This is a genomic window from Mesorhizobium sp. WSM4841 (genome assembly GCF_055811515.1).
This window is the reverse complement of record NZ_JBVVQC010000013.1, coordinates 15,879-38,841: the sequence shown is the minus strand read 5'-3', so window position 1 is coordinate 38,841 and position 22,963 is coordinate 15,879. Positions and strand designations below refer to the sequence as shown.

Here is a 22,963-nt window from a genome sequence, read left to right as displayed (position 1 = left end):
TGCCCGGCCAACAGTGTCGCGGAAATGGATCATGCGCAAATTCTAAGTGCTACAGCATTCTTTGCGCGTCCACGCGCTCTGTACTCGGCAACCAGGAACCCGATCATGCCCAGACTGTTCTACGCCTCCACGTCCCCTTACAGTTCCAAGGTGCGCATGGCCGCGCTTTATGCCGGCATCGCCGTCGATCTCGTGCCGATAAAAACCGAAGACAAGCCAGCCGAGCTGATCGACACCAATCCGCTCGGCAAGATCCCGGTGCTGGTGCTCGACGACGGCCGCTCGGTCCACGACAGCCGCGCCATTACCCAGCATCTCAACCGCATGTCGAAGAACGCGCTGTTCCCGCGCAATCCCGACAGGCGCCTTGAGGCAGAAGTGCTGGAGGCACTGGCCGACGGCATCTGCGACTGCGCGCTGTCGATGGTCTATGAGCGGCGCACGCGCCCCGAAGACATGGTCTACCAGCCTTGGCTCGACCGCCAGTGGGCGAAGATAACCAACGCGCTCGATCTGCTCAACGCCAATCCGCCAAAGCTGCCGAAGAAGATCACCGCCGGCCAACTGGCGCTGCGCGCCTGCCTTGGCTATCTCTCGCTGCGCTTTGCCGGAAAATGGGAAAAGGGCCGCAGCCGGCTGGTCCGCTGGGCAGCGCGCTTCGACGAGAAGTTTCCGGAGCTGAAACCCTGCGTCCCGGCGTGAGCTGGTTGGCACCCAGCCAGAGAAAAGATCAAAAAAAGCCGGGCACGAGGCCCGGCTTTTTCGTGTCGTGGCTTGGACGAATTTAGAACTTCATACCGACGCCGAAGGTGACGCGGTTGTCGCTCGACTTGACCTTGCCGATACCGTCGAAGTCCTTGTCGCCGAAGTCGGTGTAGCGATACTCGACACGGCCGAACACATTGTCGGTGATCTTGATGTCGGTACCGACGCCGGCCGTCCAGCCCAGCATGGTGTTTTCGTCGCTGGAACCAGCGGCTTCGATCTCCTGGTTCTTGAGCGCGCCACCGGCGGTGCCGTAGAGCAGGATTTCCGGGGTGACGGCGTAGCCGAGGCGGGCGCGCAGCGAGCCTTCGAAGCCGCCCTTGGCCTCGACGCCACCATCGTCGCCCTCGATGCCGCTATAGCCGATATCGGCTTCAGCACCGTACACGAAGTTCTCCTGCTGCCACTGGTAGCCGCCGAAGACGCCGCCGACGAATCCATCGGTGTCGACGTCGACGCCGAAATCGTCGGCATCAGCATGACCGCTGAAGCCGTAGCCGACGCTCACACCGGCATAGGGACCGGCCCAGGAAGCGACCGGAAGTTCGACGATCGGGGCGGGTGCCGGCGGCTCTTCCGAGATGACGTCAGCAGCATAGGCGGTTCCGCCGAGGGCGAAGAGCCCAAACGCCACCGCCAGCGGTCGCGCAAATTTAAGATTGGCTTGCATTGTTCTTTACTCCTTAAGCCACAGGCACAGGCTTGCTTTTCACAAGCGCCCTCAACCCGCCGGGGGGATAAACGGGTCTGGCGCTCAACGGTTCCGAATGTCGTGTCGAAATGCGGCTGAAGCGAACCTGAACTTGGGTCATTACCGGGCACGAATGAGGCTGAATTTTGACGTTGTATCTGCGCAACAGATAGTGTCAGGAGGCTTTGCCGTGCCGCGCTGAACACCGCTTGGAGCAAGGGGTCCGGAGCCCTATATTGCGGTCTGACGGCCGAGTCCCGGCCACAGTCGAAAGACCGATCCGGCCGCTTTGCCACAATGCTGCCCAAGGTCCGAACGGCATTTAACGCTTGGCCGGCCATATTTCGCCGACTGGCTGAAATCGAAGCCCATTGAGGATTGACAGGATGAGCAAGGCCGCTGGAACGGCGCTGGTGACGGGCGGGGGCAAGCGGATCGGCAAGGCAATCGTCGAGGATCTGGCCGCGAACGGTTTTGCTGTCGCCATCCATTGCAACCGCTCGCGGGCCGAGGCGGAAGCGTTGGCTGCGCGGATCAACGGCGGCCATTTTGGCCAGGATGGCCGCGCCGCTGTGGTCGCCGCCGACCTGACCGACATGGCCGCGGTCGGCGACCTGGTCGGCCGCGCCGCAGCCGCGCTCGGGCCTGTTACACTGCTGGTCAACAATGCCTCGCTGTTCGTGGACGATACGGTTCAGGACTTCGACTGGCTTGCCTGGGACCGTCACTTCGCCATCCATGTGAAGGCGCCGGCACTTTTGGCGCAAAAATTCGCTCGCGCGCTGCCGGAAGGCCAGGACGGGCTGATCGTCAATATGATCGACCAGCGCGTCTGGCGCCCGACGCCACGCTATTTCTCCTATGCGCTGTCGAAATCGACATTGTGGACAGAGACGCAGATGATGGCGCAGGCGCTGGCACCCCGCATTCGCGTCAACGCCATCGGCCCCGGCCCGACGCTGAAGAGCGCGCGCCAGGACGACAGCGACTTTGCCGCGCAGGTCGACGGGCTGATCCTGAAGCGCGGCCCGGAATTGCCTGAATTCGGCGCCACCATCCGCTATCTCTGGGGCGCGCGCTCGGTCACCGGCCAGATGATCGCACTCGACGGCGGCCAGCACCTTGCATGGCAGACACCGGATGTGACAGGCATTGTCGAATGAGTCCCATGGACCAGAAACACAAACAAGGCGGCACCGCCGACGATCTGCCCCCCGATGTCGACCTCGAGGACGAGGCGGCGGAGGAGATCGTCGAACCGTCAGCTCCTGGTTCGGGCGGCCCTGACGTCGACTTCACGGCCATCGATTGGACGCCGCATGCCGGCGATGCCGACGGCATGGTCGGCGCCGAAGTCATCCAGACGCTGGTCAAACGGCTGCCCAACGCGCCCGGCGTCTACCGCATGATGAATGCCGCAGGCGACGTGCTCTATGTCGGCAAGGCGCGCAGCCTGAAGAGGCGGGTGACCAATTACGCGCAAGGCCGTTTCCACACCAGCCGCATCGGCCGCATGGTGCGCGAGACGGCGACGATGGAGTTCGTCGTCACCCGCACCGAGATCGAAGCGCTGCTGCTGGAAGCCAACCTTATCAAGCGCTTGCGGCCGCGATTCAATGTGCTGATGCGGGACGACAAGTCGTTCCCCTACATCCTGTTGACCGGCGATCATGTCTCGCCCGGCATCTACAAGCATCGCGGCGCGCGCTCGCGCAAGGGCGACTATTTCGGTCCCTTCGCCTCGGCCGGCGCCGTCGGCCGCACCATCAATTCGCTGCAGCGCGCTTTCCTGCTCAGGAGCTGCACCAACTCCTTCTACGAGAACCGCACCCGGCCGTGCCTGCTGTTCCAGATCAAGCGCTGCGCCGGCCCGTGCACCGGCGAAATCTCGCATAGTGACTATGCCAGGCTGGTCGCCGAGGCGAAGGACTTCTTGTCCGGCCGTAGCCAGAAGGTGAAGACCGATATCTCCGCCGCCATGCAGCAGGCTGCGGAAAACCTCGACTTCGAGCGCGCTGCCATCTATCGCGACAGGCTGGCGGCGCTGTCGCATGTGCAGAGCCATCAGGGCATCAACCCGCAGACCGTCGACGAGGCCGATGTCTTCGCCATCCACCAGGAAGGCGGCCAGGTCTGCATCCAGGTGTTCTTCTTCCGCACCGGGCAGAACTGGGGCAACCGCGCCTATTTCCCCAAGGCCGATCCGGCGTTGGACGCAGCCGAGGTGCTGGGCTCGTTCCTGGCGCAATTCTATGACGACAAGCCGACGCCGCGCACCGTCCTGTTATCGCATGGCGTCGAGGACCAAGAATTGCTGGCGGAGGCGCTCTCCACCCGTGCGGGTCGCAAGGTGGCGATCTCGGTGCCGCAGCGCGGCGAAAAGAAGGATTTGACCGACAACGCCTTGCAGAATGCCCGTGAGGCGCTCGGCCGCCGGCTGGCCGAGACCTCGACGCAAGGGAGATTGCTCACCGGCTTCGCCGAGACCTTCGGCCTGAAAAAAACACCGGTGCGCATCGAGGTCTATGACAACTCCCATATCATGGGCACCAACGCCGTCGGCGCCATGGTTGTCGCCGGGCCGGAAGGCTTCGTGAAGAACCAGTACCGGAAATTCAACATCCGCTCGACCGAGATCACGCCGGGAGACGATTTCGGCATGATGCGCGAGGTGATGGAGCGGCGTTTTTCCCGGCTGCTGAAGGAACATGGCGATATGCCGCAGAGCGAACAGGCGGCGGACGACACCCTGGCCGAACAGGGCGACGGTATCGAGGATGCGGGCGGCTTCCCGGCCTGGCCAGACGTCATCCTCATCGATGGCGGCCAGGGCCAGATGACGGCAGTGCGCAAGATACTCGCCGATCTCGGCATCGAGGACCGTGTCCAGGCCATCGGCATCGCCAAGGGCCAGGACCGTGACGCCGGCCGCGAACGCTTCTTCGTGAGGGGCAAGCCGCCGTTTTCGCTCCCCGTGCGCGACCCGGTGCTCTATTTCGTCCAGCGGCTGCGCGACGAGGTCCACCGCTTCGCCATCGGCTCGCACCGCGCCCGCCGCAAGAAGGAGATGGTCAAGAGCCCGCTCGACGAGATCAGCGGCATCGGCCCGGGCCGCAAGCGCGCGCTGCTCATGCATTTCGGCACCGCCAAGGCGGTCAGCCGCGCTGCGATCGAGGATTTGGTCAAGGTCGACGGCATTTCCGAGCAGGTGGCGAAGCTGGTCTACAACCATTTCCACGAGAGCTGATGGATTCGGCTATTTTCAGTTGATCCATCGACTATCGCCTGTTGACCCCCCACATTCGCTTCTGATTTGAGTAGGCAGGCAGAAAGAGTTCCCAAAAATATGGCCCAGCGCGCATTCAACTTGCCCAACATGCTCACCTACGTCCGCATTCTCGCGGTGCCGCTGGTTGTGCTGTGTTTTTTTCTCGAAGGGCATCTGAAGTCGAGCGACTTCGCCCGCTGGTCGGCACTGATCATTTTTCTGCTGGCCTCGATCACCGATTATTTCGACGGCTATCTGGCGCGCGCCTGGCAGCAGACCTCGAATATCGGCAAGATGCTCGATCCGATCGCCGACAAGTTGCTGGTCGCCACGTGCCTGCTGCTGCTGGCGGCCGACACCGATAGGCATGCCGGCATCGCCGGCTGGTCGCTGTGGGCAGCGATCATCATCCTGTGCCGCGAGATCCTGGTCTCGGGCCTGCGCGAATACCTGGCGGCGCTGAAGGTCTCGGTACCGGTGACGCAGCTGGCAAAGTGGAAGACCACCATTCAGATGGTCGCCATCGCCTTCCTGCTCGCGGGACCTGCCGGCGACAAGATCTTCCCGCTGACCACCCAGACCGGGCTGGTGCTGTTGTGGATCGCCGCGCTTGTGACGCTTTACACCGGCTATGACTATTTCCGCGCCGGCCTCAAGCACATCATGGACGAGTAGCATGTCGACGAGGCTCATCTATTTCGCCTGGGTGCGCGAGCGGATCGGCAAGTCGCAAGAGGTCGTCGACTTGCCCGCCGGCATCGAGACGGTGGCCGACCTGCTGCGCTGGCTGAAATCGCGCGGCGAGGAGTACGAGCACGCGCTGCAATATCCTGACGTGATCCGCGTCGCCATCAACCAGGAACACGTCGAGCACCGCGAGAAGATATCAGGCGCGCGCGAGATCGCGCTGTTCCCGCCGATGACGGGTGGCTGAAATGCCCGGCGCGGTGGTGCCGACGGTGCGCATCCAGGCGGAGGATTTCGATGTCGCCGCCGAGATCGCCAAGATGACGCAAGGCCGCGCCGACATCGGCGCCGTGGTGACTTTCTCGGGTCTCTGCCGCGATGAAGCGGGCAGGCTGGCGGCACTCGAACTCGAACATTATCCTGGCATGGCCGAGGCCGAGATCGGCCGCATCGCCGCCGACGCGATCAGCCGTTGGCCGCTGCAGGGGCTTACCGCCATCCATCGCCACGGCAGGATCGCGCCCGGTGAGAACATCGTGCTGGTGGTAGCAGCCTCCACGCACCGGCAGGCGGCGTTCGAGGCGGCGAGCTTCCTGATGGACTATCTGAAATCGCGCGCGCCGTTCTGGAAGAAGGAACACCATACCGACGGCTCGCAAGGCGGCTGGGTCGACGCCAAGGAGGCCGACGACGAGGCGGCAAGCCGCTGGAAGCAGGCCGTGCCGAAACGAAATTGATGCTTCGCGTCATCGCCGGAGGGGTGGGAGTCGATCAGCCCCATCAGCCTTTGTCAGTGCCGATCCAGTAATCGAGCGCAATCCGGCCGGGTCCCCAAGCCATGATGCCAAGCGCCATCGCCGCCCAGGTGATGTGCAGCGGCCAGCCGTCCGGTACGGTGAGCTGTATGACCAGCGTCATCACGAGCAGGCCGAATGCCGCCAGTCGTGTCGCCAGGCCGAGAACAAGAAGAATTGGCAGCAGGATTTCCGCAGATCCTGAGACGAACGCCACCAGCCCAGGTGCGGGAAAATCGTAAGGGCCGCCGGGCAGATGCAGCTTGAGCTCCGAGCTGAAAAGCAGCACGGCGACTTCATTCAATTGCAGAAAGCCGTCCCATTTGTTGACGCCGGACCGCCAGAACGGGACGGCGAGTGCGCAGCGCAGGACGAACTGCGTCAGCGACGGTGTGGCACTCGTGCGAAGGGCGGCATTCACCCTCTCGACGAGGGCGGCGATTCCTCGCGGCTCGGTGCTGGCGTTCTGCCCATGCTTCGTCATGCTCATCCTCCCTGGTGTGCCGCTGTGAAGGCGCCTGCTTGCAGCAGGCCGGCAATGTTGGCGGAAAGGTCGAATTCGGCACGCTCCGCAAATGCCGCCGCGGCCGCCGCGCCGAGCGGCTCACCCGCCATGAGGCGATCCAGAAAAACCGCGCCGCTGGGCGGCAGGTGGCGAACGAAGACTTCGAGCCCGGGTCGCGTGACCAGCGCATCTTCAGGGCCGCCCGCGTCGATTCGCCCGACAGGACCGTCGCTCCGGTTGGCCGCAAAGATCGTCACGACTGGATAGTGCGAGCGAATGGCGCGCGTTGCCGGGTGCGACACAAACACGGTATCGGCCAGTCGTTCGGGCGGGATCGACGCCAGTGCTCCGGAAGCCAACGGTTCCGCGTCGGCGGCATGATAGGCGTCGAGCCAGGCACGCTCCATGCGCGCCACGTCGGCCAGCCACGGCATCGACTGCGCGTATTCGTAGCGCTCGATGAAATCGGGAAAGTCGCGGCCGTATTCGAACAGGAGCGGCGAGGTGGGTGGCGTTTCGCGGACATGAAAGCGCGCCATCGCGCGAAAGAAGTCCGGGCCAGTGATGCGCAGCGTCGCTGGAAAGCTGGCGGCCAGCGCATCGATCAGGCTGACCGTGACGTTGTTGCGGTAGACGGCATATCGCTTGATCGGAGCCTTGCCGTTCGGCCCCGAGACAACCTCAGGGGGGGCTCGGTCAGGATCGAGCAAACCGGCGGTGAATGCCGCGGCATAGTCGAACCGGCGGCCGAGATCGCGCGACTGGAGCTCATCCTGCGGCATGGGCTTTTCCGAACAAGCTGTCGGCATGACGGTCGAGGATCGCCTGGGCGGCGGCGGCCTCCGCCTTGAGCACCGGCCAATCGGGAATGTCGCTATCCCATTCGATCAGCGTCGGCAGCGGCCCGCATCGGCCGATCACGACATCGAAAAGCTTCCAGACCGCGTCGGCGACCGGGCCGTCATGGCTGTCGATGAGCAGCAGATCGCCCTCGTCATCCTCCTGCTCGGCGTGCCCGGCCAGATGGATTTCGCCGACATTCTGAAGCGGGAAATCCGCGAGATAGGAAAGGGCTGAAAAGCCGTGATTGGTGGCTGAAACAAAGACGTTGTTGACGTCGAGCAGCAAGCCGCAACCGGTACGCCGCACCAGCTCTCGGATGAAATCCGTCTCGCTCATAGTCGATGCCGGGAAAAGGACGTAGGTCGAGGGGTTCTCGAGCAGTATCGGGCGGCCGATCGTCCCCTGCACTTCGTCGATGTGATCCGCCACGCGCGAAACCGTTGCCGGCGTATAGGGCAGGGGAAGCAGGTCGTTGTAATAGGTGGTGTCGTGGGTCGACCAGGCGAGATGCTCGGAAACGAGCGCCGGCTCATAGCGGTCGACGAGCGCCTTGAAACGACCGAGATGCGCTTTGTCGAGCGGCCGCGGTCCGCCGATCGACATGCACACCCCGTGCAGCGAAACGGGATAGTCGCTGCGGATCTTAGTCAGCGCATCGTGCGGCGGGCCGCCGGCGCCCATGTAGTTTTCGGCGTGGACCTCGAAGAAACCGTCCTTACTGCCGCCGGCAATGATTGCCTGCAAATGTTCGTGCTTGAAACTGGTGCCGGCAAGGCCGGCGACCGGGTGCGCCGGAAAGCGCGAGGTTTTCGACATGGGGGATGCTGGGTAAGTGGCCAGTCCGTTCATCTTCGTCTCCGCTTTCCGGGCAGGTTGCATTGCTTACGACGGGATGTCGCGGGTCAGCTCCGTGGGCGAGCCCTTGCGGTCGCCGGGCAGGTCCATCGTCGTACAGGTGCCGCCGTCGACAAACTTCCAGGCGTTGCCCTGGTAATCGACAGTCGAGGTGCCTTGGCATGTGGTTCCCGCACCTGCCTTGCAGTCGTTCTGCCCCTTCATGGCGACGCCAAAGCACTTCTCCTTGCCGGCATCCATCGCCGCCTTGACCTGTGCCTCGGTCAGCGGCGCGGCCGTCGCAAAAGAAGCAAGAGCCGTGGCAACGGCGCTGGCCAGAAGGGCCGCACTCACGGTTGATCTTGTTGACATGATTTCACCTCCGGTTGGGTTGTTGAGCGCGCCGTTCCTCAAGCGCGCATTGGTCAGTTCGGTCCGGAAGTTCCCTGTGTTACATCTGTTTGGGAACACGACTTCGTGATCGCCTGGGGCTTGGCTTGAGCAAAATTTTGCCGGTCACGCCAAGGAGGCCGACAAGGCCGCAAGCCGCCGGAAGGCACCGCCGTGCGAATAGTCCGTGTGGGGCGCCACGGAACTACCGCAATCCTGCGAGACCTTCCGACCAGTTTGGTGCGCTATGGGGAGCAGGATCATGCTGGGCAGGATCGCCGAGTTCTTCATCTTCGGTCTCGTGCCGCTGGTCGTTGGTATACTGGTGGTGCCTGGGTTGTCCGTCGCTGCCGAGAAGACCCTGAAGGGCGAGGTGACGTATCGCGAGCGCATTGCGCTGCCGCCCAACGCCGTGCTTTCAGTGCAGCTTGCCGATGTCTCGCTGGCCGACGCGCCGGCCGCTGTCATCGGCGAGCACAAGGTGGCGCCGGCCGGCCAGGTGCCGATCAAGTTCGAGATCAGCTTCGACCCGTCGGTGATCGGGCCTGATATGACTTATGCGCTGCAGGCGCGCATCACCGTCGACGACAGGCTGTTGTTCATCTCCGATACGCGCCACCAGGTCGATCCGCTGAGCGACGCGCCGCAGACCATCATGCTGAAGATGGTGACGTCGAGCGAGGAGCCGGCAGCGGCCCCGGTGTTCGGGCAGAGCTGGCTGATCGAGTATATCGACGGCATTGGTGTGATCGCCGAGCCGCAGGCGACGTTCAGGATCGACGAGGCCGGCAAGGCCGGCGGCAGCGGCCCTTGCAACGTCTACTTCGCCACCGCCAAAGTCGATGGTTCGACGATCGCCGTCAGTGACATCGGTTCGACCTTCAAGGCCTGCGCGTCCGAGATCATGGCCGAGGAAAAGGCGCTGTTCGCGGCGCTGGCCAAGGCGGCATCTTACCATATCGACGCCGGCAAGCTCATCATCGTCGACAAGGACGACCGCGTCATCCTGCGGTTCAATGCTGCGACCTGATCGCTCAAAAAACCGGTTTCGGTTTTTGAGCATCATGCGCAGTTGGAGGTGTCGGCCCGGCGTCCGGGCGCTGGATCGCCGCAACAAAAAAAGGCCAGCATGGCGCTGGCCTTTTTTGCATATGACGTCGTGACGGACTATCGACTCAGCCGACGATCTCGGTATCCGAGAACCAGTATTTGATCTCCTGCGCGGCCGTCTCCGGCGCGTCGGAGCCGTGCACGGAATTCTCGCCGATCGACAGCGCGTGTACCTTGCGGATGGTGCCTTCGGCGGCATTAGCCGGGTTGGTGGCGCCCATCACGTCGCGGTTTTTGGCAATGGCGTTCTCGCCTTCCAGCACCTGCACGACGGTCGGGCCCGACGACATGGACTCGACCAGCTCGCCGAAGAACGGGCGCTCCTTGTGGACGGCATAAAAACCTTCCGCCTCGCGGCGGCTCATCCACACCCTGCGGGAAGCGATGACGCGCAGGCCGGCTTCTTCGAGCATCTGGGTGATGGCGCCGGTGAGATTGCGCCGGGTCGCGTCCGGCTTGATCATGGAAAAGGTGCGTTCGAGCGCCATAGGGTCGTCCTTGTGATGGAGAGTGGAATTGAGGGTGGCGGGCTCTATACAAGCCGCCCGCCGGCTTGCCAAGGGGAGGCCGGCGCGGCGCTCATTTCTGCGCCGGATGGCGCATCGCCGTCGGCCCGAACCAATGTTGTCATAACTGCATCTCGATCGTCAGCTTGGCCGTGTCGCCAGCCCGGAGGCCTTCGCGGACCCGCACTGCCGTCTTGATCGGCAAGAGCAGGCTGCCGGATTTCTTGTCGGGAAACAGCGATGTCCGCCATCTGGTCTGGCCGATGACGGCTTCCACGCCAAGCGAGCCCCAGGGGCGTGCCATCCCCGCCATCGCCGTCTTGATCCGTGCCCCAAGCTCCGGCGGCAGCGTCACAAAATGCCAGCCGCCCTTGCCTGGATAGACCCAGATCTCGGCTTGCACGTCGTAGCGAAACATTTTGTGCCCTTCCTCAGATCAAGGCCGTCACGGCTGGCTTTGCCATGGTGTCTTGTTGGCAACGCAGCGATCGGCGAAACCATCCCATGATATCCATTCTTCCCTGCAAGAGAGGATGGCAGCGTCGCCGTTGCACTACCGCCTTATCACCATCGGAGCGCGCCGGACTTCCCAGCCTTCCCGTTCCAGTTCCGGCACGCTGTGGTTCTCGCTCGGGTAGCCAACGCAGAAGTAACCGATCAGCGTCCACTCCGGCGGCGCGTCCAGGATCGTCGCTATTTCGGCCGGATCGAGGATCGAGACCCAGCCCATGCCTATTCCTTCCGCGCGCGCCGCCAGCCAAAAGGTGTGGATTGCCATCACCGCCGAATATTCGATGGTCGCAGGCATGGTCAGGCGGCCGAGCCCATGCCCCTGTTCTGTCGCGCGGTCGGCGAAAACCGCGAATTGGCAGGGCGCTTCGTTCAGGCCGGCAAGTTTCAGGCGCGCATAGAGCGCGGCGCGTTCGCCGCCGAAAGATGCGAGCGCCTCCGCATTGCAGCGCTCAAAGCATGCCCTGACGGCGGCGCGGCACTGAGCACTCTCGACCATGACGAAACGCCAGGGCTGGCTCAGCCCGACCGAGGGCGCAATGCTGGCGACGTCAAGCAGCCGCTCCAGCGCGCCATCTGGGAGCGGCGTCGGCTTGAATCGCCTGACGTCCCGCCGCCACAGGAAGAGATTGACCAGCTCGGCGCGAAAATCGTCTGGGAATTCCGGTCCTGAGGTCATGATGTCGTGCTGCCTTTGCTAAAGGGAGTAGGGGAGAGGGCAGGAGGGCAGGCGATGCTGGCCGGGCTATTTTGGTTCACAGTCGGATCAGGCGCGCCCGCGTTCATCGGCGGTTCAGGTTCCATGGTGTAACATTGGCCCAGCGAAGGAGGAGGGCCATGAAAAAGCTCTTGTCTGTCCTTGTGGCCGCAGTTTTCGGTACGGCTTTTGCCTTGCCTTTGAATGCCGCGCCTCTCTCTATTCCGAAATCTGAGCAGGTGCAGAACAGCGCCGTCGAACAGGTTTGGCATCGTAGACACTGGCGACACAACTATGGTCACTGGCGGGGTGGTCGTCACTGGAACCGACGGTACGCATTGCGGGGGTGTGGCTACTATGGGTGTTACCCGCGCCGCTATTATAGGCCCTACTACCGACCCTTTTATCGCCCCTACTACGGCTTTAGCCCCTATTACGGCTTTAGCCCCTATTACGGCCACCGTGGTTACTACCCGCACTATTACAATGGCTCAGGAGTGAGCATCTATCTGCATTTCTAGCTACGAAATCGTGGAAAGCGTCCCATACCCCCAAGCGCGGTTTCAGGGAAGGCGGAAAGCTGGCGGACCAGAGTGTTGGACGCCCGACGCGAATCGAATGGCCTTGGCCATTCCGATTTCAAGTTTGCAATCCGTCAGAGGATTTTGACTTCCGCAGCCGCACTCCGGACCCTCCGCCATTTTTCGGGAATGAATTCGACGCCGGCCTTTGTATGCTGCGACATGTTGGGAAGCGAGCGTTACTGAAATTCGACCGTAGCGCCAGCGTAAGCGAGCCCGGCATCCTATGCTTGCCGCAATCCATAGGAGGTTTCATCCCGTCCGAACCTAAAGGACATCAGCGCCCCGCCGAGGTGATTACGTTAGCGTTGATCTCCAACACCATCTCGCTGGGCTTCACTTGGATAGACTTTGATGGGATTGGCGACGTCGTTCTCGCCTAGCAACCTTTTCATGCCATTTTCAGCTAGCAATTACCGCGACCACGATCGTTCCCCAAGTTGTCAGCAGGATGTTTGCGATTGGATATGCTGGCGTGTAGCCAAGCACCGCTACGGCACTTCCTGATCGCTCCTGGATGGCGGCCATTGCTGCGGTCACCGTCTGCGCCCCCGTCAACGCTCCAAGCAGGAGAATCGGATTCATGCGCAAGGCGAAATGGCCGAACGCCAGTCCCACGATCTGTGGCGCCAAGGTCACCACCATGCCTCCGAGCAGCAACCCGAGGCCCGCCTCCTTAAGAGCCGACAGAAAGATCGGCCCGGCGTGGATTCCGGTCAGCCCGATGAAAGCTGCGAGTCCAAGAGATGTCATGAACGCTATGGCGCCATCAGGAATGCGCCCGAACAGCGGGTAACGAGTCCGCAAATGGCCGACCAGAAGCCCGGCGAGCAAAGTGCCCACGCTGGTACTTAGCGAGATTTTGATGCCGCCGACCAAAAAAGTCAGCAGGACACCGACGGCACCGCCGAAAAAGATCGCCAGGCCCAGCACGATGAAATCGGTAGCGTGGTGCGGAGCAACGATGGTGCCAATTGTGGCAGCGGCTTTCTGCACTACCGGCTCCGGGCCGACCAAACGCAGCAGGTCGCCTCGCTGCAGGGCTAAATTGCCCGCGATCGGGAGTTCCTGACCGCCGCGGCTGACAGATCGCAAGTACAACCCACGCGTCCATTCTTCTGCCGATAGGTCGGCAAGAGTCCTGTCCGGCTATCGCGGCACCATAGGTCATCGGCCGCTGTGCAGATGGTCGCTGCAATCTGCGGGTGGCGAGAGGAAGATGGCCTGACAGTCGAAGGGCAGCCTGGAAACCTGAAGCCTTAAACGGTCGATCGAGACGGCTGTGATTATAAGCAGCAGGCTGCGCGGATCTCTGAGGGGGAGACCAATTATCAATCGCGAACATTTCTGGCTCGGCGAGGAGCAGTTTGGGCTGCTTGAACCACATCTGCGGACTGACTCCCGAGGCAGGCCGCGCGTCGATGTTCGTCGCGCAATCAGCGGCATTATCCATGTCGTGAAGAGCGGCGGACGCTAGGTTGATGCTCGTCATGATCGCGCAAGCGCCGCCATCGTCGGCATGCTCAGAAAGCCAAGATGCACGGCATGGCACAGGCCGTCGCAGAACTCACAGGGCTCCCGCCATCCCGAAGCTGTCGCAACTGCTCAAGGCCGAGATGGCCGAGCAGGATGTCAGGGTCCGTAGTCTATCAGCTCAAGGTGACACGGTTGTGCGACTGGAGTTAATAAGCGGCCGCCGAAATGCTGATAGCAGACTTGACGCAAGGCGATCGCGAAGAGGCGCGGCTTGCATTCGAGGTCACTGCCCGAAAGGCCCAAGCGGATCCACCGCCATCACTTAGAACCATAACGACAGGACATACAACGCTGCCACGAGGATTAGGAGCGGCGCGATGATGGCGATGAACGTCTGGAGAGTGTTCATTATCGCGAATTAGGGTTTCGCCTACCGGTATCCAGCTTATTGATGTCTGCCCGCCGGGGCAGACATTTTTTTGCCGATGGCGCGCAGGACATTCGTTCTCAACACTTCGCAAGGGAATTTGAGACAAGCGGCGCTCTGATTTAGCGGAGACTCTGGCGCATCTCGGTTGTCATTTTAAGCGGCCGATTGGAGAAAGCGGCTACACGACGACCCGATAAAGTCGTATTATCAGCGGGACGTATCGGCGCGCTGACAATCGAAGTGACGCGCCACCTGTTGATGGGACACGACAAATGACGAGTCTTGTTCGGACGTTCGCATTCGTTGCGCTTCTCCTAGCCAATGCCTTGGCTTGCTTGCCCTGCGCAGCACAGGAGAGCGACCGGTCAGAGGGTCACCTCCGATGTGCAATACGAATATCTTGATCGCTGGGATGTCGATCGGCTGAACCAAATACTCCAAACCGATACGCATCGGTTCGCCGGGCTGTCCGAGACCTACAGTCCGGCCCGCAACGCTGTCCGGCTGTACCGCGTCACCTATTCGTCCATTGTTCCAGAGCGCGGCAACAAGCCGATCACCGCAACCGGGCTCATTGCCGTTCCTGACAGGGACGGGACGTCCTTCCCGATGATTTCATACCAGCACGGAACCGCGTATGGAAAACAGGAAGTGCCCTCATTTCCGGATCAGTCCCCGGAAACCCAGCTAATGATCGCTCAGTTCGCCGGCCAAGGATACGTCCTTGTCGGCGCGGACTATTTTGGTTTGGGGGACTCCGACGAGCCCGAGGGTTATCTGGTGAAGGGCAGCCATCAGCAGGCCAGGCCACTTTCGACATGCTGGCAGCAAGCCGGGCCGTGCTTGATCATCTGAAGATTGGGAGCGCCGGACTTTTCCTAGCCGGGTGGTCGCAGGGCGGCTTCGTGACGATGGCTTTCCTGGAAAAACTCGAGAGAGCGGGCATTTCAGTGAAGGCAGCTGCCACGGCAAGTGCGCCGATCGATATCTTTGTGGCATTGAACGGCGCCCTGAACTTTCCCCGAAAGAATGATGCACCGTGGATGACGACGATCGTCATCCTGACGGCCTTCTCCTTTGAGAACTACTACGGCACTTCCTTACTCCTTACTCCTTACTCCTTACTCCTTACTCCTTACTCCTTACTCCTTACTCCCTACTCCCTACTCCCTACTCCCTACTCCCTACTCCCTACTCCCTACTCCCTTACTGCCTTACTCCCCTATGCGGCGGCGGCGGCCGCCGTCACCTTGCGGCCGAGGCCATCATGCAGGTCGAGGCAGCGCTCGAACCACTGCGCCACCACATCGCTGTCGTCGAGCAACCGGTAGGGGGAGGCGATGCGCGCCCATTGCAGCGCGCCGAAGACGATGTAGTCGGCAAACAGCGGTGATTGGCCGCCGATGAACGGCTGATAGGCGAGCGTCGAGCGCAACGGTTCCAGCGAGGCGCGGAAGGCGCCAAGGCCGGCGTCGCGCGCCGCCATGACCTCTTCCAGTCTCTTTCCGAAGCGCTGCTCGCGGTTTTGGCGGAAATAGGCGGCGTTCGCCTCGTCCTGCATGGCGTGTAGGTCCATGATCGCCGCAGTGGTGACATAGGGATGGATGGTCAGTTGCGACCAGCGTTCGATGAAGCGCGCCATCGCCTTGCCGCCGTCGCCGGAAAACAATGTCGGCCGCTCGGGATAGGCATCGTCGAGATAGAGTGCGATGGCGAAGGAATCGGCGACCACCTTCTCGCCGTCGCGGATCACCGGAACGAGCTTCGAAACGCCGCCTTCAACTGTCGGCACTTCGAGAAAACGTGTCGGCACGGTGGAGATGTCGAGCCCCTTGTGGGCGAGCGCCATCGCCGCCTTCCAGCAATGCGGGCTGAACGGACGGGCGGTATCGCGTCCGACGAGGTCATAGAGCAGAATGGTCATTGGCGGCAGCTTCCTTGCGGTCTACTAGAGCGATGTTTCGGGCAGATGCGGGTAGGCACCCGAAACGGGGTCTCGCGGGTCGGGAGAAAAAGATGAAACAGCACTTCATGATGTTTGCGGCTTACAATCAATGGGCCAATAGCCGCATCTACGATGCCGCCGCCGATCTCGATGAGGAGGAATTCCACCGCAATGTCGGGGTTTTCTTCGGCTCGATGATGGGCACGCTCAACCACCTTCTGACCGCCGACCGCATCTGGATGAGGCGCTTTACCGGCGAGGGCGACGCGCCGGCCAGGCTCGACACGATCCTGCACCGTGCCTTGCCGGGTTTGCGGCTAGCGCGCGAGGCCGAAGACAAAAGGATCATCGACTGGGTCAGGGCGTTAAGCGACAAGGCTTTGTCCGGCCGCTTCTCCTACATGACCGTCTCCGACATGCGCACCGTCTCGCAGCGATTGGCGCCGGCGCTCGATCATTTCTTCAACCACCAGACCCATCACCGCGGCCAGGCGCACGCGATCCTGACCGTTCTTGGCCGGCCTTCGGTGCCACTCGACCTGACGCTGTTCCAGAGGAGCGAAGAGGGGCGCGCCTACGCCTGATTTCGGATTATCCGGATCGAATTGACTGGAAAACCCGTCGAAGACGAACAGCATCTTCGACGGGCCATAGTCGAAAAAGGGGCCTAGCCAGTCAGGCGGCGTATCCGCCCTGGCCCCGGGCGACCGGCTTGACCGAGACCGCCGGCTGGGCGGAAGGCCAGAGAATGCCTGCCGTCACCGCGAAGGTGACCAAGGCATCGCGTGCCGCTTCGGGCGAGATCTCGCCGGCGCGTGCCGCCTCGCAGGCTTTCACGGCCGCGCCATAGCTCAGGCGTCGTCGCGATGGCGGAAACTCGGTCAGGAACTCATGCATGTCGAAGAGCGAAGCGAGCATGCGCTTATGGCCGGCGCCGACGGTAACGGCGACCGGGGTGAAGGGCATCGTGTCGTGCATTCTGGCCTCTCATATTGGGCGGAGGTGACGGCGGACGCCGCTCTCCGATCTGAATCGGACGCCCAGAAACGCGGATTGCGGCATCAGGTTCCATGTTGCCGAAATTTGGTTTTCGCCACCAAGTCCCCTGGCATGAGCGCCGTGCCGAAGAGGCGGCCTATTTCCACATGTCACGCATGCGGGCGCCAAGGTCGACGCGCACTTGCGGCTGGCGGCGCGGATCGTCCTTGACCTGGACGCTCGCCCACGATGTCTGTTCGAAGGCGCTGAGGATCGAGGCCGGGATGAAGCGGGTGCGCGAAGCGTAAACGTGACGATCGCCGCGCGCCGCCTGGCCGTGGACGAAAAAGCGCTGCGGCATGACCAGGTGCAGGCCGTCCTTGGCCCGCGTCATCGCCACGTAGAGCAGGCGGCGCTCCTCGTCGATGTCCGCCTTGCTGCCAACGGCGAGGTCGATAGGGATGCAGCCGTCGACGGTGTTGAGCACGAAGACGTTCTTCCATTCCTGGCCCTTGGCAGAATGGATGGTCGACAGGATCAGATAGTCCTCGTCGCGATGCGGCGGCCCGGCCTCGTCGCTGGTCGCATCCGGCGGATCGAGCGTCAGCTCGGTGAGGAAACGCTCGCGCGAGGCGTAGCCCGAGGCGATCTGTTCGAGCTGCAGAATATCGGCCCGGCGCGTCGTTGCGTCCTCGTGGATGCGGTCAAGATGCGGCTCATACCAGAGCCTGACCTGTTCGAGATCAACAGGCCATTTTCCCGACCCGGTGCGAAGCTGCGAGAACAGCGCGACGAAACCCGGCCAGTCGTCGGCGGCGCGTTGCGGCGGCCGGTAGCGCGCCAGCCCCATCGCTTCGTCGAGCGACGTCGCCATGGTGTCGACGATCTGCGAAGCCGCCGAAGGGCCGATGCCGGGCAAAAGCTGCAGCACGCGAAAACCGGCGACGCGGTCGCGCGGGTTTTCGGCGAAGCGCAGCACCGCCAGCACGTCCTTGACATGGGCGGCGTCGAGGAACTTCAGCCCGCCGAACTTGACGAACGGGATGTTGCGGCGTGTCAGCTCGATCTCCAGCGGCCCGCTGTGGTGCGAGGCGCGAAACAGCACGGCCTGCGCCTTCAGCGCCGTGCCGGCCTCACGCTCGGTCAGGATCGCCTGGCAGACGTAACTCGCCTGCTCGGCCTCGTCGCGAACGCTGACCAGCTTCGGCTTTTCGGTTGATCTGCGCTCCGACCAGAGGTTCTTGGTAAAGCGCTCCGAGGCCTCGCCGATCACCGCATTGGCGGCGGCCAGGATGGTCTCGGTCGAGCGGTAGTTGCGCTCCAGCATGACGATCTCGGCCGGCTGCGCGAATTGTTTGGGGAAGTCGAGGATGTTGCGCACTTCCGCCGCGCGAAACGAATAGATCGACTGCGCGTCGTCGCCGACCACCGTCAGTCCGGATCCGTCCGGCTTGAGCGCCGTGAGGATCGCGGCCTGCAGCCGGTTGGTGTCCTGGTACTCGTCGACCAGCACATGGTCGAAACGCCCACCCAGATGCGCTGATGTCTCCGGCTCGCCGGCCATCTGCGCCCAGTAGAGCAGCAGGTCGTCGTAATCGAGCACGTTCTGCGCCTGCTTGGCCTCGACATATCGGGCAAACAGCGCCTTAAGCTGTTCTGCCCAGCCGGCGCACCAGGGAAACACCGAACCGAGAATCTCGCCGAGCGGCGCCTGCGCGTTGACGGCACGCGAGTAGATCGCCAGGCATGTGCCCTTGGTTGGAAAACGGCCTTCGGTCTTCGAGAAGCCGAGTTCGTGCCGGGCGAGGTTCATCAGGTCGGCCGAATCCTCGCGGTCATGGATGGTGAAGGCCGGGTCGAGGCCGATCTCCAGCGCGTAGTCGCGCAGCAGCCTGGCGCCGATGCCGTGAAACGTGCCGGCCCAGCTCAGCGCATCGGTGATAACGGAAGCGTCACGGCCGAGTACCTCGCCGGCGATGCGCTCGACCCGCTTGGCCATTTCCGATGCGGCGCGGCGCGAAAACGTCATCAGCAGGATGCGCCTGGGATCAGCGCCCCTGACGATCAGATGCGCGACGCGATGTGCCAGCGTGCTGGTCTTGCCGGAGCCGGCGCCGGCGATCACCAGCAACGGCCCGGCGACCGCGCCGTCGCCATGCTCGACGGCAAGGCACTGCTCGGCGTTCAGCTTCGCGAGATAGGCAGGCCGGAAGGTCGAATCACGGGCAGCGAGGTTCATTGCCCATCAAGCATCGTTTCTGCTTTGTTCGCAACAGCGATGCAGCGTTTCCTCGCCCCGGCGGATGGACCTAGCGCTGGGGCTCTACGCCCATTGCCGCCGACTGCCGCGGCAACGACTTGTCGTCATCGGGAGGCGGTAGCAACAGCGGATCGAAGTCGTCGGGCACTTCGTCAATGATTTCCCTGACTATGCGGTAGGCCACGTAGATGACGGCTCCGGCTATGAGCAGACGGATCATGATTTTCTCCACTGGTATGAACCAACCGAAGAGGCCGCGTTTTGTTCCCCGCTTTCCAAAGGCCCCGAGCTCTGCCTGAGCGTGCAACCAAATCGGCACCGTCTCGTTTGCCCGGTGACAGGAGGTTGCGATGAACAAGCTATCAATCTCGCTGGCTTTGGCGGCGGCGCTGGCTGTCGCGGCTTGCGATAACAACATCCCACCGACAAAGGCCCCCGGCGCCGATCAAAACCCGCAGGTCGACCCTGCACCCAACTCGACGTCAGGCGATGATCAACCCGGCGCGCCGTCGGCGCAGTGATGGAACGCAGTAGGAAAGGTGGCCGGCGCCGCTTGGGAGGGGAGCGATGACGCCGGCCAGGCGGGTATCAGGTCCGCCGCATACCTAGAGATAGCTGAGTCTTGCCGTTGCGTCATGGGGTGATCGCGGAAGACCACCGCCTTGAACAGGCAATCAACTGACAAATGTGACAAAACTGCAATTTTCGGATGCGAGAAGTCGATGCTCGCCAGGCGCCGCGCCGTCGCAGCAGGGTCCCGGCCCAATTCAAAGCTGGCCTCTGATCCGGCGAGGCCGGCGATCGGATCAATCGTCTTCCCCACCGCGGCATTAAGCAACCGGCCGCGCCGGGCATTTTCATACCTTATGCGGCCAAGCGGCGCTCAAGGTCTTGCGAAGCGCTGACGTCCCGTGCAAAAGCGCGGCCATGCTGATCATTAACGACCTTTCGCTCCGCATGGCCGGACGCCTGCTTCTTGACCATGCCTCGCTGACCTTGCCGGCCGGCAGCAAGGCGGGGCTTGTCGGTCGCAACGGCACCGGCAAGACGACTTTGTTCAAGGCGATCACTGGCGACCTCGCCTCCGAGACCGGCTCGATCGGCCTGCCGAAGAACACGCGCATTGGCCAGGTAGCGCAGGAAGCGCCCGGCACCGAGGAACCGCTGATCGAGATCGTGCTCAAGGCCGACCTTGAACGCTCCGCACTGCTCGAGGAGGAAAAGACGGCGACCGATCCGCACCGCATCGCCGATATCCACATGCGGCTGGCCGATATCGACGCCCATTCGGCCGAGTCGCGCGCTGCCACCATCCTCGCCGGCCTCGGCTTCGACGACGCCGCCCAGCGGCGGCCGGCCTCGTCCTTCTCCGGCGGCTGGCGCATGCGGGTGGCGCTGGCGGCGGTGCTGTTTGCCGAGCCCGATCTTCTGCTGCTCGACGAGCCGACCAACTATCTCGACCTCGAAGGCACGCTATGGCTGGAAAACTACGTGTCGAAATATCCGCACACGGTGCTGCTGATCTCGCACGACCGCGACCTGCTCAACCGCGCCGTCAACTCGATCGTCCATCTCGACCAGAAGAAACTGACCTTCTGGCGCGGCGGCTACGACCAGTTCGAGCGCCAATACACCGAGCAGCGCGAATTGCAGGAGAAGGGCAGGGTCAAGCAGGAAGCCGCACGCAAGCACATGGAGTCCTTCGTCGAGCGCTTCCGCGCCAAAGCTTCCAAGGCGAGACAGGCCCAGTCGCGCATCAAGGCGCTGGAGAAGATGAAGCCGATCGCCGCAATTGTGAACGACAACGTGCGGCCGTTCTCCTTTCCCGAGCCGGTGAAGACGGTGGCCTCGCCGATCATTGCGCTCAACAACGTCAATGTCGGCTATGTCCAGGGTGAGCCGATCCTGAAGAAGATGACGCTGCGCATCGATGCTGACGATCGCATCGCGCTGCTCGGTGCCAACGGCAACGGCAAGTCGACCTTCGCCAAATTGCTGTCCGGCCGCCTGAAGCAGGAGACCGGCACCATGACGGTGGCGCCCGGCCTGAAGGTGGCGATCTTTGCCCAGCATCAGCTCGACGATCTCCGACCGAATGAAAACGCCTATGAGCATGTCCGCCGGCTGATGCCGGAAGCGCCGGAATCGAAGGTGCGCGGCCGCGTCGCCCAGTTCGGCCTGACCACCGAGAAGATGAACACCGCCGCCAAGGACCTGTCCGGCGGCGAGAAGGCGCGGCTGCTGATGGGCCTGTCGGCGTTCGAGGGGCCAAACCTGTTCATCCTCGACGAACCGACCAACCATCTCGACATCGACAGCCGTGAGTCGCTGATCCATGCGCTGAACGAATTTCCCGGCGCCGTCATCCTGATCTCGCACGACCGCCATCTGCTCGAGGCGACGGCCGACCGGCTGTGGCTGGTCAAGGACGGCACGGTCAACCCCTATGACGGCGACCTCGATGACTACAAGACGCTGGTCACCGGTGTGTCCGGCGACCGCCGCGGCAAGCGCGAGGCCGAAAAAGCCTCGAAGGCCGACCGCCGCCGCGACGCGGCAGCGCGCCGCGCCACCTTCGAGCCGCTGGCCAAGGAGATCCGCGCCACCGAAGCGCTGATGGACCGCATCCGCAAGCGCATCGATTTGATCGAGGACGAGCTCGCCAATCCGGCGGTCTATGAAAAGGACCCCTCGACGGCGACACGGCTGGCCAAGGAGCGCTCGCAGCTTGCCCAGACGCTGGCCGGCCACGAGGAAAAATGGCTGTCGATGTCGGCGGAATACGAGGAAGGCACGGCGGAGTAGCGCGACGCCCCTCTGCCTTCTCCCACAAGCGGAGAAGGGAAGGCCCATCTGGCCCTACACGCCGCCGCCATAAACGGCTAGTTTGGCCTCATGAATCGACACGCCAAGCTCAGGATCTACCATTCGGCCTGTCAGCATGATTGCCCGTCGACCTGCGCGCTCGAGGTCGAGCTGCTCGACAACAAGCGCATCGGCCGCGTCCACGGCGCCAAGGCCGATACGTATACATCAGGCGTCATCTGCGCCAAGGTCGCCCGTTACGCCGCCGCGTCCATAGTCCCGAGCGCTTGCTGAAGCCACTGGTGCGCTTGGCGTCAGCACCTGATGGCTGCTGACGGCGTCGAATGCACGTGGACACAAGGGAAGGGCGGCCTCGGTAACATTACCGTGAGCCTGTAACGTTCGCCGTCGCTGGCGCGAACAACGGACCATATCCTCATGTCCGCCATGGCGGGATTACTTGCCCGCCGACACCTTCAGGAGTCAAGAAATGCTAGACCGTCGCACCTTCCTCATCGGCCTGACCGCAATATCGGGCCTCGCCTCGGCTCCGGCGGCGCTGGCGGCCAGCCGCATGGCCTACACACAGCAGGCCTTCGAAGAGGCGCAAAAGGCAGGCAAGCCGATCCTGGTCGAGATCACCGCCAGCTGGTGTCCGATCTGCAAGGCGCAGAAGCGGGTGCTCGGCCAGTTGCTGCCTGCGCCCGAGCACGCAAACCTGGCCGTTTTCGAAGTCGATTTCGATTCCCAAAAAGAGGTTGTTCGGGCTCTTGGTGCGCGGATGCAGAGCACGCTGATCACCTTCAAGGGCGCAACGGAAGTCGGTCGGCTTGTTGGCGTGACCAAGGCGGATGCCATCAAGCAATTGCTTGATAAAACGATCTGAGC

The 22,963-nt window shown here is 62.7% G+C and carries 25 protein-coding genes and 3 pseudogenes; 15 read left to right on the top strand and 13 right to left on the bottom strand.

Features of this window, described 5'->3' with window-relative positions; all coding sequences use genetic code 11:
• The first annotated feature begins 105 nt into the window (after nucleotides 1-105).
• Entirely contained in the window at nucleotides 106-702 is a 597-nt protein-coding gene (locus AC0L14_RS17170) for a glutathione S-transferase family protein (RefSeq protein WP_473486718.1), read from the top strand.
• 82 nt (nucleotides 703-784) lie between these two features.
• On the opposite strand, the gene AC0L14_RS17165 is transcribed toward AC0L14_RS17170, so the two are convergent.
• Complete coding sequence (locus tag AC0L14_RS17165) at nucleotides 785-1,435, bottom strand: outer membrane protein (RefSeq protein WP_473750193.1); 651 nt, start codon at nucleotides 1,433-1,435, stop codon at nucleotides 785-787.
• A 407-nt stretch (nucleotides 1,436-1,842) separates the two neighbouring features.
• Between AC0L14_RS17165 and AC0L14_RS17160 the strand changes: the two genes are divergently transcribed.
• From AC0L14_RS17160 to AC0L14_RS17140, 5 genes are all read left to right on the top strand, one after another.
• Nucleotides 1,843-2,619 carry an SDR family oxidoreductase gene (locus AC0L14_RS17160; protein ID WP_473750192.1) on the top strand — a complete coding sequence of 259 codons (777 nt, stop codon included), beginning with the start codon at nucleotides 1,843-1,845 and terminating at the stop codon, nucleotides 2,617-2,619.
• A complete protein-coding gene (uvrC, locus tag AC0L14_RS17155) occupies nucleotides 2,616-4,703 on the top strand; it encodes an excinuclease ABC subunit UvrC (protein ID WP_473528021.1) in 2,088 nt (695 codons plus the stop codon). The genes AC0L14_RS17160 and uvrC overlap by 4 nt, the downstream gene beginning before the upstream one ends.
• A 99-nt stretch (nucleotides 4,704-4,802) precedes the next feature.
• Nucleotides 4,803-5,399 carry a CDP-diacylglycerol--glycerol-3-phosphate 3-phosphatidyltransferase gene (gene pgsA, locus AC0L14_RS17150; RefSeq protein ID WP_065008950.1) on the top strand — a complete coding sequence of 199 codons (597 nt, stop codon included), beginning with the start codon at nucleotides 4,803-4,805 and terminating at the stop codon, nucleotides 5,397-5,399.
• A gap of 1 nt (nucleotide 5,400) precedes the next feature.
• On the top strand, nucleotides 5,401-5,658 hold the full coding sequence (gene moaD, locus AC0L14_RS17145) for a molybdopterin converting factor subunit 1 (protein ID WP_473750191.1): 258 nt from the start codon (nucleotides 5,401-5,403) through the stop codon (nucleotides 5,656-5,658).
• Between the two features lies 1 nt (nucleotide 5,659).
• Nucleotides 5,660-6,148: a molybdenum cofactor biosynthesis protein MoaE gene (locus AC0L14_RS17140; protein WP_473750190.1), complete on the top strand. Its 489-nt coding sequence runs from the start codon at nucleotides 5,660-5,662 to the stop codon at nucleotides 6,146-6,148.
• 43 nt (nucleotides 6,149-6,191) lie between these two features.
• On the opposite strand, the gene AC0L14_RS17135 is transcribed toward AC0L14_RS17140, so the two are convergent.
• From AC0L14_RS17135 to AC0L14_RS17120, 4 genes are read right to left on the bottom strand one after another with little or no spacing between them, the layout of a single operon-like run.
• The gene (locus tag AC0L14_RS17135; RefSeq protein WP_473750189.1) at nucleotides 6,192-6,689 is read right to left on the bottom strand and encodes a DoxX family protein; all 498 of its coding nucleotides are present in this window, start codon (nucleotides 6,687-6,689) and stop codon (nucleotides 6,192-6,194) included.
• Nucleotides 6,690-6,691: 2 nt separating this feature from the next.
• Nucleotides 6,692-7,492 carry an HvfC/BufC N-terminal domain-containing protein gene (locus AC0L14_RS17130; RefSeq protein ID WP_473750188.1) on the bottom strand — a complete coding sequence of 267 codons (801 nt, stop codon included), beginning with the start codon at nucleotides 7,490-7,492 and terminating at the stop codon, nucleotides 6,692-6,694.
• Nucleotides 7,479-8,402: an MNIO family bufferin maturase gene (gene bufB / locus AC0L14_RS17125; RefSeq protein WP_473528018.1), complete on the bottom strand. Its 924-nt coding sequence runs from the start codon at nucleotides 8,400-8,402 to the stop codon at nucleotides 7,479-7,481. The genes AC0L14_RS17130 and bufB overlap by 14 nt, the downstream gene beginning before the upstream one ends.
• Nucleotides 8,403-8,435: 33 nt before the next feature.
• Nucleotides 8,436-8,759, bottom strand: a complete 324-nt coding sequence (locus AC0L14_RS17120; protein ID WP_123149885.1) for a BufA1 family periplasmic bufferin-type metallophore — start codon at nucleotides 8,757-8,759, stop codon at nucleotides 8,436-8,438.
• A 280-nt stretch (nucleotides 8,760-9,039) separates the two neighbouring features.
• Here AC0L14_RS17120 and AC0L14_RS17115 point away from each other — a divergent pair, with 280 nt between their 5' ends.
• Nucleotides 9,040-9,807, top strand: a complete 768-nt coding sequence (locus AC0L14_RS17115; RefSeq protein ID WP_473528017.1) for a YbaY family lipoprotein — start codon at nucleotides 9,040-9,042, stop codon at nucleotides 9,805-9,807.
• A gap of 145 nt (nucleotides 9,808-9,952) precedes the next feature.
• Here AC0L14_RS17115 and ndk read toward each other — a convergent pair whose 3' ends face one another.
• From ndk to bluB, 3 genes are all read right to left on the bottom strand, one after another.
• Nucleotides 9,953-10,375, bottom strand: coding sequence for a nucleoside-diphosphate kinase (gene ndk, locus AC0L14_RS17110; RefSeq protein WP_095496596.1), 423 nt, complete (start codon nucleotides 10,373-10,375; stop codon nucleotides 9,953-9,955).
• 139 nt (nucleotides 10,376-10,514) lie between these two features.
• Entirely contained in the window at nucleotides 10,515-10,811 is a 297-nt protein-coding gene (locus AC0L14_RS17105) for a DUF1905 domain-containing protein (protein WP_192362266.1), read from the bottom strand.
• Nucleotides 10,812-10,946: 135 nt separating this feature from the next.
• Nucleotides 10,947-11,582 (bottom strand): 5,6-dimethylbenzimidazole synthase, encoded by a 636-nt coding sequence (gene bluB / locus AC0L14_RS17100; protein WP_473528016.1) that lies wholly within the window; start codon nucleotides 11,580-11,582, stop codon nucleotides 10,947-10,949.
• 158 nt (nucleotides 11,583-11,740) lie between these two features.
• Between bluB and AC0L14_RS17095 the strand changes: the two genes are divergently transcribed.
• Nucleotides 11,741-12,121 carry a hypothetical protein gene (locus AC0L14_RS17095; RefSeq protein ID WP_473528015.1) on the top strand — a complete coding sequence of 127 codons (381 nt, stop codon included), beginning with the start codon at nucleotides 11,741-11,743 and terminating at the stop codon, nucleotides 12,119-12,121.
• 462 nt (nucleotides 12,122-12,583) lie between these two features.
• Here the strand turns inward: AC0L14_RS17095 and AC0L14_RS17090 are convergent, their stop codons facing one another.
• Nucleotides 12,584-13,276: an aspartate-alanine antiporter-like transporter gene (locus AC0L14_RS17090; RefSeq protein WP_473528014.1), complete on the bottom strand. Its 693-nt coding sequence runs from the start codon at nucleotides 13,274-13,276 to the stop codon at nucleotides 12,584-12,586.
• Between the two features lie 235 nt (nucleotides 13,277-13,511).
• On the opposite strand from AC0L14_RS17090, the pseudogene AC0L14_RS17085 reads away from it, so the two are divergent.
• Together AC0L14_RS17085 and AC0L14_RS17080 are read left to right on the top strand one after the other, a co-directional pair.
• Nucleotides 13,512-13,655: pseudogene (locus AC0L14_RS17085) on the top strand (IS5/IS1182 family transposase); the annotation flags it as partial.
• A 704-nt stretch (nucleotides 13,656-14,359) separates the two neighbouring features.
• A pseudogene (locus AC0L14_RS17080) lies at nucleotides 14,360-15,181 on the top strand (alpha/beta hydrolase family protein); the annotation flags it as partial.
• Nucleotides 15,182-15,309: 128 nt separating this feature from the next.
• On the opposite strand, the gene AC0L14_RS17075 reads toward AC0L14_RS17080, so the two are convergent.
• Complete coding sequence (locus tag AC0L14_RS17075) at nucleotides 15,310-16,011, bottom strand: glutathione S-transferase family protein (protein ID WP_473750187.1); 702 nt, start codon at nucleotides 16,009-16,011, stop codon at nucleotides 15,310-15,312.
• A gap of 92 nt (nucleotides 16,012-16,103) precedes the next feature.
• Here AC0L14_RS17075 and AC0L14_RS17070 point away from each other — a divergent pair, with 92 nt between their 5' ends.
• Complete coding sequence (locus tag AC0L14_RS17070; protein WP_123151283.1) at nucleotides 16,104-16,616, top strand: DinB family protein; 513 nt, start codon at nucleotides 16,104-16,106, stop codon at nucleotides 16,614-16,616.
• Nucleotides 16,617-16,707: 91 nt separating this feature from the next.
• On the opposite strand, the gene AC0L14_RS17065 is transcribed toward AC0L14_RS17070, so the two are convergent.
• The 3 genes from AC0L14_RS17065 to AC0L14_RS17055 form a co-directional block, all read right to left on the bottom strand.
• Nucleotides 16,708-17,010: a DUF982 domain-containing protein gene (locus tag AC0L14_RS17065; protein WP_473528010.1), complete on the bottom strand. Its 303-nt coding sequence runs from the start codon at nucleotides 17,008-17,010 to the stop codon at nucleotides 16,708-16,710.
• Nucleotides 17,011-17,167: 157 nt separating this feature from the next.
• Nucleotides 17,168-19,249 carry an ATP-dependent helicase gene (locus AC0L14_RS17060; RefSeq protein WP_473750186.1) on the bottom strand — a complete coding sequence of 694 codons (2,082 nt, stop codon included), beginning with the start codon at nucleotides 19,247-19,249 and terminating at the stop codon, nucleotides 17,168-17,170.
• 70 nt (nucleotides 19,250-19,319) lie between these two features.
• The gene (locus AC0L14_RS17055; RefSeq protein WP_473486734.1) at nucleotides 19,320-19,490 is read right to left on the bottom strand and encodes a hypothetical protein; all 171 of its coding nucleotides are present in this window, start codon (nucleotides 19,488-19,490) and stop codon (nucleotides 19,320-19,322) included.
• 130 nt (nucleotides 19,491-19,620) lie between these two features.
• Here AC0L14_RS17055 and AC0L14_RS17050 point away from each other — a divergent pair, with 130 nt between their 5' ends.
• The 4 genes and pseudogenes from AC0L14_RS17050 (at nucleotide 19,621) to AC0L14_RS17035 (ending at nucleotide 22,961) form a co-directional block, all read left to right on the top strand.
• Nucleotides 19,621-19,791, top strand: coding sequence for a hypothetical protein (locus tag AC0L14_RS17050; protein WP_165848808.1), 171 nt, complete (start codon nucleotides 19,621-19,623; stop codon nucleotides 19,789-19,791).
• A 406-nt stretch (nucleotides 19,792-20,197) separates the two neighbouring features.
• Nucleotides 20,198-22,075, top strand: coding sequence for an ABC-F family ATP-binding cassette domain-containing protein (locus AC0L14_RS17045; protein WP_473641083.1), 1,878 nt, complete (start codon nucleotides 20,198-20,200; stop codon nucleotides 22,073-22,075).
• Nucleotides 22,076-22,165: 90 nt separating this feature from the next.
• A pseudogene (locus tag AC0L14_RS17040) lies at nucleotides 22,166-22,404 on the top strand (molybdopterin oxidoreductase family protein); the annotation flags it as partial.
• A 131-nt stretch (nucleotides 22,405-22,535) separates the two neighbouring features.
• Nucleotides 22,536-22,961 (top strand): thioredoxin family protein, encoded by a 426-nt coding sequence (locus tag AC0L14_RS17035; protein ID WP_473486737.1) that lies wholly within the window; start codon nucleotides 22,536-22,538, stop codon nucleotides 22,959-22,961.
• Nucleotides 22,962-22,963: the final 2 nt, after the last annotated feature.